We start from the raw sequence: 14,105 nt of genomic DNA, 5'->3' as shown, positions 1-14,105 counted from the left end.
TTAGTCGTTTAGCTAACGCGATGAATATTACGCTATCAAAGCTTTTCGCAGAGCTTGAACTACATCAGAACTCGCTTGTTCTCTTTGCTCATCAGCAACAGCATTGGACTGATAAGCAATCAGGCATCACCCGCTGGTCGCTTTCCCCGGCGGGGGCATGCCCGGAACTTATAAGAGTTGAAATTCCTGCTATGGGTGAGCTGGCGATACCCGCTTCTGCGAATGAGCATCTTTCCGGGCAAACACTTTGGATGCTGAGTGGCAGCCTTGATTTTCGAGTTAATCATCAGACCCATCATTTACGAGCCGGTGACTGTCTTGCCCTTACCTTTGCAAGCGAGTACCAAATGAGACATCCTGATAGTGAGCAGAGCTGTTCTTACATCGTCGCTTTTAGCCAAAAAAATCAATGATATTTTCTCTGCCACAATGGTTACATCGTATTCGCTATTCTTAGATGCAACAGGGGGTATGGCCTTCCCTGGTTATCCCGCCCGGAACGCCCTGATACCTGAAAACCCATATGCTGATAAAACCCTACAGCTTGCTGGTTTTGTTCATTTACATCGACGCTTAGATCTGGATGTAGCCACAGTGCATGTGAAATCAACCGCTTGCCGACGCCAAGTCCGCGAGCAGAAGCATCTACAAAAAGTGCCTCCAGATGACCATCATGCAAAAACATAAATCCTAGTGGTTGGTCATCCTGATTTGTTGCAACCCATACAGGGGTTTCTGAAAAAAAGCCGATAACTTCTTTTTCGATTTCTTGCAGGTCATGAGCTGTCAGAAAATCGTGCGTAGCATCAACTGAACTCTTCCAAATTTGTATAATTTCTGACGCTTCAGATGGTCGTGACATTCTGATTTCTAACATTTTCAACCTTAACGTGATCTTTACTTGGCGTATTACGTACAAAATGAGTTCATTTAAATTTACTATTGTGAAATTAAATTCACCATAGTGATTTGGTCGTCATCTCTTTTCTTCCTCATGAGTAGTGCTAACACACTGTTTGGTCTGAACCTGTTCATCATCTGCGACAAAGATCCTGGCCTTTTTAAAACAAACTCCCGTCCCTCGTTCATGACTGTCGTTAAAATATCTCTATTTTACAAAAACATACGAACAGATAGCTTGATATCACTCGTCTACCAGATAACGGCATCCTTCCCCGGTCATCTGACTTTTCCGGTTGTGCCCCCCGGCAAGTTTGCTGTCACAAAACCTCACACAACCAGGCATCCACCTCCTGCACAAGGCGCAGAGGATTGTTGCCCTGACAATGGGCGTCAGCGCCCGTTTCTGCATCCAGCATCGTTAATCGCTTATTCGCCGACGGAATGGCGTTGTGCCATTCGATGCTCTGCTGCTTCCATACGGCACCCTCCTGGCCGCCAACAACGGTGAGAAAGGGCACATTAACCTTCGCGGGAGCGGCGGCGGCGCTTTGCCACTTATCGGCCAGGGCTGTCAGGTTATCGACGCCAGCCTTCCAGAGCAGAACTTGCATATTGCGGTGGGCTGCATCCGATGGTGTGTGCGTTTCTTTCTTCGTTGCTACGGCAGCGGCAAGGAATAATTCTTCGGGACGTGAGAGCGCTGGTGTCGCGATAATGGCCGCAAGACGTGGCTCTTCCGCTGCCGCACGGCAGGCGAAATAGCCCCCAAGGCTCATGCCGAGCATAGCCAGCTTCTGTGTATTCACGCCGAAACGGGCAACCAGAGTGTCGATCACTGCCCCGATCGGTCGTTCGATTTCAGCTTCCCAGTGCAAGCTCTGTTCTGCCACCAACCCCTGCCCCGGCAGATCGACCAGAGCCACCGCATAGCCGCGTTCCAGATAATAGCGCCCCTGTGACAGGAAACGGTCCTCGTGGCAGGTATCCGCGCCACCGATAATCAATATTGTCGGCGCAGCCTGGTCGTTTGCAGGGAAAAAATGGCCCGGCAATTTACCGCCGGAATAAGCGACCTCAAAGCGCGTTGTCGCTAAGCCCAATTCTTGCATAGCCTGATCGAACAGCTCCTGCCCTTTGCGGAACAAAGCCGAAAAATATGGGCCCGGCAGGACGAACTGCCACGCTGAACGGTAGCAGGCAAACGCTTTAAGGCGGGTTTCACCGGCAGTGCGCATTACGCCCTGTCCGGCCCAGCGCTCTGCCTGTGCTGCGAGCACCTCACCTTGCCGCTCGAAGGCCTGTGACCAGGTGTCAGGGTTACCGTCCTCAATGTGCGACGCAATATGAAAGGCTTCGCCCACCGAAAGGCCGCCCGCCGGCCCCCAGCCCAACGCGCCGAGGAAGAACAAATCCATATTCGGATCGGCAAAGCGGTAACGCCGGGTAAGACGCGCTGTCGAGTAGTCGCCGCGTAACGTGCTGTTTTGTTCGGCCATGATGGTTGTTCCTTTTTGGTTCGGAGCAGATCGTGTGGCGAAGGCGCTGTTTTGGATAATCTGGAAAAGTGAGGCCACTGACGAACCGTTTCACGTGCGTCGATTTGTTTAGTGAGTCCATCATTCTGATCACCAGTTGGTCAGCATTTGCTTACGGGATTTCCTCCGGAGAGAAAATGCGTCTGCCACAAAAGGGACTATAAGGAACTGGCAACCGGTCGTCATTGCGAAGAAATGACAAATTATTATTCAATCTTGCCACATGGCGACACGTCTGAGCATAATGGTGAGATGCCAATACTTAATCAGTCGCTGGCCGGTGCCGACTGGATCGACCCGGACACGCTCCCTCGCCCAATTGTAACAATGGGCTTTCTCCTCACAGACCTGAATGGGTTTGAGCTGGAAGCGCATGCCCACCAGAAAGGGCAGGTCATGTTTGTGCAAAAGGGCGCGCTGAAATGTGAGGTTGCCGGAGGACTATGGATTGTGCCGCCGGGCAGCGCGATGTGGATACCCGGAGAGATCGCTCACAGTCTCAAGGCTGCGGGTGGCCTGGAGGGGTATAACACGTTCATTGCGTCAGACTTAGCGGCGGGTCTGCCTGCGACGTGCTGTGCCATATCGGTGACGCCTCTGCTGCGCGAATTATTGATCCGCTCTGCGCACCTTCCCGCTTTTTACCAACAGGGTGGAGCAGAAACCCGTCTTTTTGATGTGATGATCGATGAACTCACCACTGCCCCGCCCGAGAACCTTCACTTACCAATGCCTGTCGATGCACGTCTGCGCCGGATGGCAGACCTGATGCTTCAATCGCCAGCAGAAAGAGGAACTTTGCGCGACTGGGCAAAGCGGCTTGGCTTCAGCGAGCGAACGCTTGCGCGTCTGATAAGCCGACAGACCGGTATGAGTTTTGGCCGCTGGCGACAGCAACTCACGATCATGCTCGCTGTCGAATGGCTTGCAAAGGGAGTATCGATCCAGCAGGTTGCCGGTTCGCTCGGCTACGAGAGCGTACCGAGCTTTACAACCCTTTTTCGCAAATTACTGGGAACATCTCCGGGGCGTTACATGGCAGAACGCCACCGGGATGCACAACCAATGAAGCGCTGAGCAGATCTGTGGCGCTGGTTTCATCCATTACAGGCTGGTTTCGCTGGCATCCCGACTTCAGGATAACACTCTTCTTTGCACAAGACTCCGAACCTCATGGGCAAGATTGCTGTTACATAGACTGTCAACGCTCATCAGGAATGTCTAATCGGCAACTCATCAAGAATGTCCAATAGTTGAGATGACTGCTTTGTGTCAGGAGAGGAAGTTGTTAACAACGATCTTTCCTAATTGAAATGGAGAAGGTGATCAGCGCTACTCAACTATGACATAATGGCTAGGAAATCCACTTCGTTAGTTTCTTTTCCTAAGAGCATCAACAAATATAACTCAGTAAGCATTGGGATAATTAAAAGTCTTATGATGAATTTCAGGCATAGAAATCATGCTTAAAATTCACATTTAATAATAAGATAGAACTAAATTTCAGAGTTTCCCGGTTTAACTCTTATCATCGATGTTGAAATTTTCAACCGCCTGGCGTTGAACCGTGACACGTATTAGCGGAAATTTTCTTGGTTTGTGTATTCCATTCAGCCTTAGCGTTACGGGATAGAAAGGTTGCAGAATATCTAATACATCATCAAACAAAAGTCTGAGAAGTCTTGGTGGTATACTCTTCTTAAGTGATCTACTTACTACATAATGCAATGGATAATGAGAATTTGATAACAGGTAATTTAATAATTTACATGTAATTATTCGACCATTTAGACCAAATGAAGAAAATAACTGGATTAGCTGAGGGGCTATAAATCTTTTATGTGATGATACAATCCGATTTTGGGTAGTGGCATTAGTAGGGAAATAAGACGGTTTTCCAAGCTGCTTGCTACGGACAAGGACATGATGAACTACCTTTTCCCACGCAGGATTAGAATTGCTGGCACCTTCAAAATATTCTCCAACCTGACTGCCGTCGATAATATGATTTTGATAAAAGCCGCTAAGCAACTCGCCAAGGGTTTTGTTGCACGGAGTATTCATCACCGCCTTTCCAATCATCCATCGGCAAGGCCAACTTGATGACAAGTTTGGAATTCTAGTCGAAGCGGCAACTCCATACCATGCAAATCGACAGGGATCTGTACTTGAACCATTGATTAAGTTAACATTATACTCTTGAATTTTCTTCGTATTCGATGCGTAATAAATATCAAAACTTGACCATTTTCTGTAAAGTTCGAATTCCTTAAAGGTGCTATCTTTATTATTACGTTTATCATAATTTGCAATGGGAACATTGCAAATTTGCGCCTCTTTGTCTGTGATTTTTGCCTGTAAGATAAAAGCTTTCTTCCTTTCATTTAAAACAATCAGTGAACCCGCTACAATGAGCTTTTCTTCGAAGATAAACATTGCATCGCCTAATTCTACTTTATTATCAAATGGTATACCACTACATAGTTTTGCGTAAGGTGCCTTGTCAATCCAGCATAACTCAGCGTCTACACTAATAAGTAAGCTAGGGTGTTTTGCGCACTCACCACTATAAATTATTTGTGATAGTCCGTCAAGAAAACATGAATTAAACAATGCTCCGAGTTGTGTTAATTCTCCACCAACCACATTCCGGCATATTTTATTTATGAGTTTATCGATTTCAATTTTCATGGTCTGAATATTCATCCAAGAAATCCCTTAATTAAAAATTAATGAGCTAATGAAAAATGTGGTTTATTTATTGCGTAGATACTACCATCAACAGTCAATAGTTCCCAGCCATCCTTTTATAATCTTTGGTACTAGAAATTAATGGCTATGGAATGTGCTATGGCTAGTAAGATTACAATAGAGGGCTCTAACCAAAACCGGAATGCCCTGAGGCCACCTTTCCATATTTTACTTCTCCTACTGAATGGCAACCGCATCATACTGCTTTGATAGCCGTTATTTCAGTTATATATAATGTATTTTGCTCAATTGATGAATACCGATAATTTCTGCTCCTCGCTCATAGCGGACCATATAGAAGTTAGTTTTTTAGACTGACGAGCAGTGCACATGCACAGCCAGTCAGTCATGCCCGAAGGGCATAAAAGGCGATATTCTGGACTGAAATAGAGGGAAATAATTGAATCGCCGATGCCCGGCGTAGCCGGTACGTATTGATAGGTTCCACCAATCCCATCCCCCGCCCTGCCGGACCTAAATGAACTTTCAGAAAAAATTGTTCTAACCAAGCCTCCCCGGTGGGGCGCAGTTAGCGCCGGTCGCTTGCGACCGGGAACGGCGGGCCATTTGTGGCCAGGCGCGCGGTACTGCGAGTGCGCAGCCGTAGGCAAGCTACGGGGCGTTTCTGCAATATTACAGGCGAAATTGCTTGATTTAACACGGTAGCTCCTGACCGCGTTTCATGAAAGTGAAAAATGACTACCGCGTCCAGACCTGCTTAATGTCTTTGGTTTGCGGCGTGGTTTGCCCCATGATCCCCGTCAGAACATGAGGCTGGTAGGTTTCTTCCAGAAACTGGATTTCCTCCGGGCTCAGTTGAAGATTTACTGCGTTTACCGCACCATCGATGTGATCTTTTTTTGTGGCCCCTACGACAGGCGACGTGACTTTTGTCAGCAGCCAGGCAAGAGAGATTTCCGTCATGGACACCTGATGCCGTTCGGCAAGCTCGGCTACGCGCTCAATAATGATCCGATCCTGTTCTGCTGTACTGTCATATTTTCCGCGGGCATAGTCATCCTCCGTGGCTCGCCGCGTGTGGCCTTCTTTACGGGAGAGACGGCCGCTGGCCAGCGCACTATAGGGGGTCATTGCGATATTATCTTCAGCGCACAGACCGAAGAGCTCTCGTTCATCTTCACGCATAATCAGGTTGTAGTGGCTCTGTACGGAAACAAAGAGCGTCAACCCTTCGCGTTCGGCAAGGGCGTTCGCCTTCGCCAGTTGCCAGGCATAGCAATTTGAAATACCAATAGCGCGCACTTTGCCCACAGTAACAGCGGTATGCAGCGCTTCAAGCACGTCGATAACAGGCGTGTTGTAATCCCAGATGTGGTAGATGTAGAGGTCTATGTAGTCCATCCCCAGATTCTGCAGGCTCTGGTCGAGCGATCGGGCTATTGCCTCTTTTCCACTGACGCCCCCGGCAATTTGCGCGGCGGTTCGTGGCAGAAACTTGGTGGCCAGCACCACATCCTCGCGTTTTGCCATCTCCCGCAGCACCCGGCCAACGTACCGCTCGCTGGAGCCGTTCTGATAGGCGATGGCGGTATCGTAAAAATTGATGCCTTTTTCCAGACCGTAGCGAATGATGTCCCGGCTTGCTGTTTCGCCCAGCGTCCAGCGATGCTGGCCCGTCAACGGATCGCCAAAACCCATACATCCCATGCAGATGCGAGAGACCAGTAAGTCACTTTTACCGAGCCGGGTATACTGCATCGTTATTCTCCCTCTGGATTATTCACGAAAGGTGTTGAGCAGGTCGACAAGCCTTAAAGCGTGTTCCCGGGCAAGCGTTTTTTGCTGAGCGATTTTGTCAGCATCCCGGTCGGCATAGCTGATACCGCAGGTATAAACCGGCGCCAGCAACTCAAGATTGCACAGCCTTGCCGTGGTCTCGAATGGAATAAGATACTCTTCAATGGCATGGCCAAAGAAACCGTCAGCAGTATAGAGCTCCTGTGGCGCCCCCGTTGTGAAGGAGAGGATCAGCTTTTTACCGCCCAGTTTCGCCGTTGAGCCATGCGCGAAACCGTGAACAAAGACCTCGTCCAGCCATTGTTTCATTAATCCTGGCAGCCCATACCAGGAAAAAGGGAACTGCCAGACAATCACATCGGCCCTGAGCAGGCTTTCCTGCTCCGCAGCGATATTGAATTTGCCGTCCGGATAGAGCCAGTCCAGACGACGAATTTCCGCATCGGGAAAGGCGGTCGCCACTTCATCAAGAATAGTGGCGTTGGCGACGGAATGGGTAAGCTCAGGATGACCTGACACAACAAGGATATTTTTCATTTCAAGTAGTTAAACATCTTTGGTGAATATTTAACCCAGTATAGAGTGACAGCATTATTTTTTTTAGGACAGTAAAGGCTCATTCACTTTTAGACAAAAACTAATAATGTTTGCTTGAATCTCATTGTGCTCAGCCAGCATGAATCAGCGAACTAAGCCGTGATGCCGAGTAAACGCTCTGCATTGCGAAACGCGATGGCCTCTTTTTCAGCCATGTTGACGGGCAGGCTGTCGATAAATGTTTTTACACCGTCCAGGGTCTGATAGGGATAATCGACGGAGAACAGGATCCTTTCTGCCCCCATTAACGCGTAGATAAACTGGAAGTGCGGCAGTGTCAGCATGCCTGACGGAGTAACGTAAACGTGCTCCTGGAAGGTTCTCGTTAGCGTGCGTGACAGACCCGTTGCAGCCAGTGGAAGGCTGTCATCAAGACGCTGTAGCCAGAAGGGTAGCATCTCCCCCCAGTGACCACTGATCACCTGCAGGTGGGGATATTTATCAAATGCGCCCGATAACATCAGCCGCAACAAATGTATCCCCGCTTCGTGATGCCAGCCCCAGCCAAACATAGATAGCCTGGCGTTGACCTCTGCGCTGAAGCCAGTGAAGTAGGCCTGTTGTACGCTTTTAAACGGTAATCCGGGGTGGAGATAGAGTGGTACATTCAGTTTATTAAAGCGTGAAAGCAGGGAGTCGTAGTCAGGATGATCGAGAAAGCATGAAGAGGGTCTGCCATTCAGAAGTGCCCCTTTAAACCCCAGTTCTTCAACTGTGCGGACAAGCTCTTTTTCAGCCTCTTTCGGCTGTGCCCAGGGAAGTGTGGCAAATGCCGAGAAGCGTTCCGGGTGTTTTCTTACCGCCCCGGCAAGGCGGTTGTTTGCCGCCGCGTTTAATATTACCGCTTCATCCTCGGGTGCCAGCTGGGGGAATCCGCCCACAGAGAGGAGCTGCATGGTAATTCCAGCCTCATCCATATCTCTGAGGCGACGGCTTTCCAAATCGACGCCTTTCTGGTTTATCAGCGCATTCTTTTCTATCTGCGGGCGGCTTCGGTCCGGATTATGACCATCAGCGACGGTTTTCCCCCAGTCGCCAAGAAAAGGCGACTGCTCAAGCGCAACAGGCATACACGCTCGCCCTAACTCGCTGTCGAGATAATGTTCTTCGAGGCAAATGATTTTCATATTCTCACCATTCATACAAAGCAGTAAAAGTGATGCAGATTAAGATCAGCCGGAACAGCCCGTTCGTGAGTGTCATTCATGACAGTCTGTCCCGGACGGGGTTTACACCATCGGTTTTTCCCAGGCGCCACGTGTATCCACTCTGGTCTCTGCGGCGAGTTGTTCCAGCAGGATGATTTCCTCATCACGTAACCGGATATCTGAAGCACTGGCGGCGTCCAGAACGTGATTGACTTTAGTCGCCCCGATGAGTGGAAGGGTACCTTTCGCGATAGCCCATGCGATGGCTATCTGTGCAACGCTGGCATTCCTCTCGGCCCCTATTTTTTTCATGGCGGTGGTTAACCTCTCTATCTGCGGCAGTACGGCGTTATAACTTTCGGCCCGGCCACTCCCGGCAGGCATGGGATGATGTGAATCATAACGACCACTGAGCGCGCCTTGCTCCAGAACCATGTAAGCAAAGAACGTGATGTTATTTTGTCGGCAATAATCAAGGATCCCGGCCTCTTCAGAAGCGCGATAGAGCAGGCTGTAGTGATTCTGTACTGCACTGAGGGAATAACCGGAAGCGTTAAGGATCTCGTTGGCGCGTCTGATTTGTGTCAGATTGTGGTTGGAAACACCTACGCGTTTTACCTTACCGCTTTGTAAAAGTGGGATCAGGCCTGGCGTCCATTTCTCAACATCGAGGGGATTATGGATCCAGTAGATATCAATCGCGTCCACACCCAGGCGTCCGAGGCTGGCCTCAAGCATATCGCTGACGGGCTGTGCTGAATGTTCGTCAGCAATCTGCGGGGTGAATTTGGTGGATAAAATCATATCCTCGCGGGGGAACTGACGGACTAATGCTCCCAGCGCTGCCTCGGAACTCCCCATGCCATATACTGCTGCGGTATCCCAGAGATTGAGCCCCTTACTCATGGCAGTGGTGAACACGTCTGCCATCTGAGTATCAGAAAGATGATTGCCGAAGACGGTGTCGCCACCGGCAAAGCCTGTGCCCCAGGACCATGTGCCCAGCGCGACCGGAGGTAGTGTTTTCATATTCAGCTCCTGAAAAAAGGCCGGATCGTTGCTTACTTATACCGGCCAAAGAGGGTGAGTAACGGTGAAAGATAGATGAATGGATTAGGCTGTCTGGCGGAGCGCATTCAACAGCGCCACACCTACACCGTGCGCTGAAGCGGGATTTTGCCCGGTGATAAGGCGTCCGTCGGTAACCACGTTTTCAGACCAGTTCGGGGCTTCATGATGAAGCGCGCCATGCTCGCGGAGTGCAGTCTCAAGCAGGAAGGGAACCACATCTGTGGTATGAACTTCTTCCTCTTCCTTGTTGGTAAAGGCCGCCACGTTTTTTCCTTTCACTAGGTATTCGCCGCTGCTGAGCTTTGCGTCAACCAGTGCCGCAGGCCCGTGGCAAACGGCTGAGACAATCCCATCACTTTCATACACTTCGCGGATAATACGCTGGGCATCCTGGCTATCACGGAAATCCCACATGGTTCCATGCCCGCCCGCAAAGAAAACGGCGCTGTAATCGGTACCGTTCAGCTCAGATAACGCAGGCGTTGTGGCTAGGCGCTGCTGAAAATCGGTTTCGTTCCAGAACCAGGCGTTGACAGGGTCACTGAGGTCAAATCCATCCACCGGCGGCTGTCCCCCGCGAATGCTGGCTATTGTCGTTTTTAGTCCGGCATCTTCCAGTACTTTAAGCGGATGCGTCAGCTCGGCCAGGAAAAAACCGGTCGGTACACCAGATGCGCCTTTAATCGGATGGCTGGAAACGACACACAGCACGGATTTATCTGCAGATTTCATATCGGGTCTCACTATTTATTTTTAAATTCAGCGGCGAAGAGGTTTTCCCAGTTAATAAAGGAGCCAAGCGGAATGCACTCGAAGCTTAATAAGCCTGCTTTTGCCAGCGGGAATTCGGCCATTACGTTCATCGCTTCATCGACAGAGTCACATTCAAGAAAAATGGCGACACCAGGTCTGTCCTGACGGAAGTAGATGTCGCGGATGAAGCCGGATTTATACAATCCCCAGGCGTGCAGCGCTTCAGCGTTAAGATGCGGAGCATATTTTTCCAGCGATGCTCCAGGTGCGGGGATGTCCAGACATAAAATTCGCATCATAGTCTCCTGAACTCAGGTCGTTGTAGAAAGAGACGAAAGTATAAGAGGCGCATTTCAGGAAGATTAGAGGGTCATTGACTTAAGCATCTTTAGACTGTACTTAATAATCAGGCGGTGAATGCTTAAGGAAGACATTATGAATAATGCCCTTTATAACCAGATACGCATCTTTCAGAGCATTGCACGTGAGGGCAATATTTCGGCAGCCGCAAGGAAACTGGAAATTACGCCTCCCTCCGTCAGCAATGCGCTTAAGCTACTGGAAGAGCATATCGGCCATCCGCTTTTCGTGCGTACGACGCGCCGTATTGAGCTGACGGAAACCGGGCAGCTGTTGCTGGAAAAGACCGCAGCGGCGGTGGAGTCGCTGGAAAATTCGCTTGAAAACATTCGCGACCAGAATCAGGAGCCCTCTGGTATGGTGCGAATTACTCCCTCGCGTTTTGCCTATCTGTTAATTCTTAAGCCTGCAATGGCGAAATTCTGTCAGCAATATCCGGGTATACAGCTGGAAATTTCGGTCTACGACGGTACGGTGAATATCATCGAAGAGCGTTTTGACCTGGGGATCCGTTTTGGCGATATTCTTGAGGGAGGGGTGGTGGCCCGGCCGTTAATGAAACCCTTTCGTGAAGGGTTATATGCATCCTCAGCCTATCTCAGCGAGCATGGAACGCCTGAGGTGCCGTCAGACCTCAGTCAACACAAGCTGATTGGCTACCGTTTTATTACTAACAACCGCATCCTTCCGTTGATCCTGAATGATCGAGGAGAACAGTTGACGGTTGAGATGCCCGGGCAGTTAATCAGCAACGATATTGACGTTATGGCAGACGGGATCCGTAATGGGCTGGGAATTGGACGCTTGTTTGAACCCATTTGGCAGTTACAGCCCGACAGGGAGCACTTTATACCAGTGATGGAGCGCTACTGGAAAACCTATCCGCCAGTATATCTCTATTACCCAAAAAACGCGGGTAAAACCAAAAGAGTGAAGGCCCTGATTGATTTTCTGATCATTCAGTCAAGGGGGTGAGAGATACACGCGACGCACTGACTTAACCTGACGGCAGCTTGTTGAATAAATTGAACTGTAAGAAGTGAATGAATGGCGAGAACATCATGTAGCATGCAGTGGTACTAAACTATAGGCCCGATAGTCAAAATTAATAAAGATCTTTCCCCAAAAATCGAGTTAATCTTTTGATCCAGTTTGCTTTTTTTGAAACTATAAAATTACGAAAATCAGCCAGAAAATGATAGCTAACTGGCTGATTTTTAATGTTTGACTATTTGAAGTAACACTCTGTTTGTGGAGCAGGCATCGCGGCGATTTAAGCTGTCCGCTTCGTGCCAGACGCGGAAGTTGCTAAAACGGTTTACCGTGGCCAAAGGAGTCAGGGTCAAATCGATGGTGATACCAATATTAAGTGGTTCAGTTATACGGGATACTTACAAAGTTATCTTTTCTAATTCTCCTGATAAGGATCTGTACGGTCCTCCTTTCGGTAAAACTCTCTGCGTTATTTCTTATTTTCAAACCTACCAATATATCGAGAAGGCACTCGAAGCATTTTAAAAAACGTTTTAACTTTCTGAAGCATAAATCGTTTGCCGGGTATAATCGAGATTGAGATGCACGTGGTCTCGCGAACCCTGCCGGGCAAGCACAGCAGGGATTGTTTTTCAATCAATATGGAGAGGAGCCTATGGCTTAATCTTTTTATAGAAGGAGAATTAAAAATGAACAAATGGACATTTGATAAAAGTGTTGTTGCACAAGGGATTGCTGCACAAAACAATTCTGGACGTATTCCGGCGATTGACATTCAACAAGGCCCTGGCCTTTTGAAGCGTCATCAAAAGAAGTTGTATAAAAGCGCAATCAACTTCAGCGCGCCAATTGCGAAAGTCGACTGTGGGCGATACAACCCTCCCGGGGGAAGTGTGGCGGTATGGTATGCCTCTGACTCTGCGTTAACGGCGGCGGCGGAAGCATACGGGCGTTTGTTCCATCTCAAAGGAACGATTTCTTATCCTGAATCGGTACTTTCACAACACTATATGTGTTCTGTGGATATCGTGAGAACGGTGAAAGTGATTGATGTTGTAGCACTCTGTGAGTTGCTACATATCCCTTTAGATAGCTTAGAGAACGAGGATTACACCTTTCCTCAGTGGCTAATGGAACATCTTTATACGCATTTCGGACGTGACTATGACGGGATTGCCTATACATCAAGACATAAGCGCTATAAGCGTTGTTATGCCTTTTGGGAACGACCGGGTAGTACACCAGCCTTTACAGATACCTGTCAGGGGATGTGACCTTATGTCAGTTATGTCGAAACTGACGAAGGCATGTTCCCTAAGGGATGGCACAAAGGAACGATGTCAGGTGAAGAGATGTTCGAAGAATTGCTTGGATTCGAAATTACGTCAGAACCAATGTAAACCAAAGAGGGGCGGGCTGACCCCTCTTTTTAAATCCGTTAACTGGCTACTTGATTTCCGAACTGTTTAGCCGCACGTATGGCCAGACTAAGCTCACACTTTTTAGCACCATCCAGCATGATTTGAATCGGCGTCTTTTGCAGACCTTCGCTGTTAATATCTATTGGTGATTTCAGCACACCCAACCGCAACATTGGATGTGTGTCCTCTTCGAATGCCGCCATCACGTCTTCAAAGCCGGGAATTAGCCCATTATCAGTGAACTGAAATTTCGGGAAAATAAAATCTCCGTTTTGTTTGAATGCTAAAAGCTTGTTCTTCTTAACGCGAATGTTGATCGCCTGGCGTGTGATGCCAAGGATATCGACCACGTCGTTCACCTTAAGCGTACCGCCCAACTCGTGAAGCTCACGATAAAATCTTTCCAGATTTTCGCGACGACGGCGCACTCTACGCATTTCGTAGTCGTTGACGCGTGTCTTCTGCTCGAGTTGAACGGTGTAGAGCAATTGCATCAGTGAACCGTCATCCAGTGTGATAGCATTCATAGCCTGATTTTTGTCTTCAAATTCAGGCATCAGGGAAATAGCGAGGTTGTTAATCCTTTTCAGAAGGCTCAACTGGTACTCATTCAGCTTAGCTGAAGTGTTGATTTCTCTTTCTGCTGTGGTGTGTTTAATCATTATGCACCTCCATTTGACGATTATCATAATTCTTTTTTTGAGGAACGGTCAAATTCAGGGTGTTTTTCAAACTATAGGGCAGGATCGTTTACCGGAGCGTGGTCACTATACAAGTGAACACTTTTTAACTGACCTGACAGCAGATACAGTTAA

General features: G+C 48.6%; 14 protein-coding genes. 4 read left to right on the top strand and 10 right to left on the bottom strand.

Annotated features, from left to right (window positions below; translation table 11 throughout):
- On the top strand, positions 1-413 hold a 413-nt coding region (locus M8Q36_RS25440), incomplete at its 5' end, for a cupin domain-containing protein (protein ID WP_249883007.1).
- A gap of 20 nt (positions 414-433) precedes the next feature.
- Here M8Q36_RS25440 and M8Q36_RS25435 read toward each other — a convergent pair.
- Both M8Q36_RS25435 and M8Q36_RS25430 read right to left on the bottom strand, forming a co-directional pair.
- The gene (locus M8Q36_RS25435) at positions 434-877 is read right to left on the bottom strand and encodes an acetyltransferase (RefSeq protein WP_249882861.1); all 444 of its coding nucleotides are present in this window, start codon (positions 875-877) and stop codon (positions 434-436) included.
- 343 nt (positions 878-1,220) lie between these two features.
- Positions 1,221-2,399: an alpha/beta hydrolase family protein gene (locus M8Q36_RS25430; RefSeq protein ID WP_249882860.1), complete on the bottom strand. Its 1,179-nt coding sequence runs from the start codon at positions 2,397-2,399 to the stop codon at positions 1,221-1,223.
- Between the two features lie 234 nt (positions 2,400-2,633).
- Here M8Q36_RS25430 and M8Q36_RS25425 point away from each other — a divergent pair, with 234 nt between their 5' ends.
- Positions 2,634-3,515: an AraC family transcriptional regulator gene (locus M8Q36_RS25425; RefSeq protein WP_249882859.1), complete on the top strand. Its 882-nt coding sequence runs from the start codon at positions 2,634-2,636 to the stop codon at positions 3,513-3,515.
- Between the two features lie 441 nt (positions 3,516-3,956).
- Here M8Q36_RS25425 and M8Q36_RS25420 read toward each other — a convergent pair whose 3' ends face one another.
- The 7 genes from M8Q36_RS25420 to M8Q36_RS25390 all read right to left on the bottom strand — a co-directional run bounded on the left by M8Q36_RS25420 (position 3,957) and on the right by M8Q36_RS25390 (position 10,812).
- Complete coding sequence (locus M8Q36_RS25420) at positions 3,957-5,144, bottom strand: hypothetical protein (protein WP_249882858.1); 1,188 nt, start codon at positions 5,142-5,144, stop codon at positions 3,957-3,959.
- A gap of 744 nt (positions 5,145-5,888) precedes the next feature.
- Positions 5,889-6,908, bottom strand: a complete 1,020-nt coding sequence (locus M8Q36_RS25415) for an aldo/keto reductase (RefSeq protein WP_249882857.1) — start codon at positions 6,906-6,908, stop codon at positions 5,889-5,891.
- Between the two features lie 18 nt (positions 6,909-6,926).
- Positions 6,927-7,484, bottom strand: coding sequence for an NAD(P)H-dependent oxidoreductase (locus tag M8Q36_RS25410; RefSeq protein WP_249882856.1), 558 nt, complete (start codon positions 7,482-7,484; stop codon positions 6,927-6,929).
- Between the two features lie 152 nt (positions 7,485-7,636).
- The gene (locus M8Q36_RS25405; RefSeq protein WP_249882855.1) at positions 7,637-8,671 is read right to left on the bottom strand and encodes an amidohydrolase family protein; all 1,035 of its coding nucleotides are present in this window, start codon (positions 8,669-8,671) and stop codon (positions 7,637-7,639) included.
- Positions 8,672-8,773: 102 nt separating this feature from the next.
- Entirely contained in the window at positions 8,774-9,721 is a 948-nt protein-coding gene (locus M8Q36_RS25400; protein ID WP_249882854.1) for an aldo/keto reductase, read from the bottom strand.
- 84 nt (positions 9,722-9,805) lie between these two features.
- Positions 9,806-10,495, bottom strand: a complete 690-nt coding sequence (locus M8Q36_RS25395) for a type 1 glutamine amidotransferase domain-containing protein (RefSeq protein ID WP_249882853.1) — start codon at positions 10,493-10,495, stop codon at positions 9,806-9,808.
- An 11-nt stretch (positions 10,496-10,506) separates the two neighbouring features.
- A complete protein-coding gene (locus tag M8Q36_RS25390; RefSeq protein WP_045910563.1) occupies positions 10,507-10,812 on the bottom strand; it encodes a hypothetical protein in 306 nt (101 codons plus the stop codon).
- A gap of 139 nt (positions 10,813-10,951) precedes the next feature.
- Here M8Q36_RS25390 and M8Q36_RS25385 point away from each other — a divergent pair, with 139 nt between their 5' ends.
- Together M8Q36_RS25385 and M8Q36_RS25380 are read left to right on the top strand one after the other, a co-directional pair.
- Positions 10,952-11,851, top strand: coding sequence for a LysR family transcriptional regulator (locus M8Q36_RS25385; protein WP_249882852.1), 900 nt, complete (start codon positions 10,952-10,954; stop codon positions 11,849-11,851).
- Between the two features lie 707 nt (positions 11,852-12,558).
- Positions 12,559-13,143: an RES family NAD+ phosphorylase gene (locus tag M8Q36_RS25380; protein ID WP_249883006.1), complete on the top strand. Its 585-nt coding sequence runs from the start codon at positions 12,559-12,561 to the stop codon at positions 13,141-13,143.
- Positions 13,144-13,307: 164 nt separating this feature from the next.
- Here the strand turns inward: M8Q36_RS25380 and M8Q36_RS25375 are convergent, their stop codons facing one another.
- Positions 13,308-13,952 carry a DNA-binding protein gene (locus tag M8Q36_RS25375; RefSeq protein WP_249883005.1) on the bottom strand — a complete coding sequence of 215 codons (645 nt, stop codon included), beginning with the start codon at positions 13,950-13,952 and terminating at the stop codon, positions 13,308-13,310.
- Between the last annotated feature and the right edge of the window lie 153 nt (positions 13,953-14,105).

This window comes from Kosakonia sp. R1.Fl (assembly GCF_023516815.1).
GTDB lineage: Bacteria > Pseudomonadota > Gammaproteobacteria > Enterobacterales > Enterobacteriaceae > Kosakonia.
Note: the sequence above shows the minus strand (reverse complement) of the source record. Positions and strands in the feature narration are given on the sequence as shown.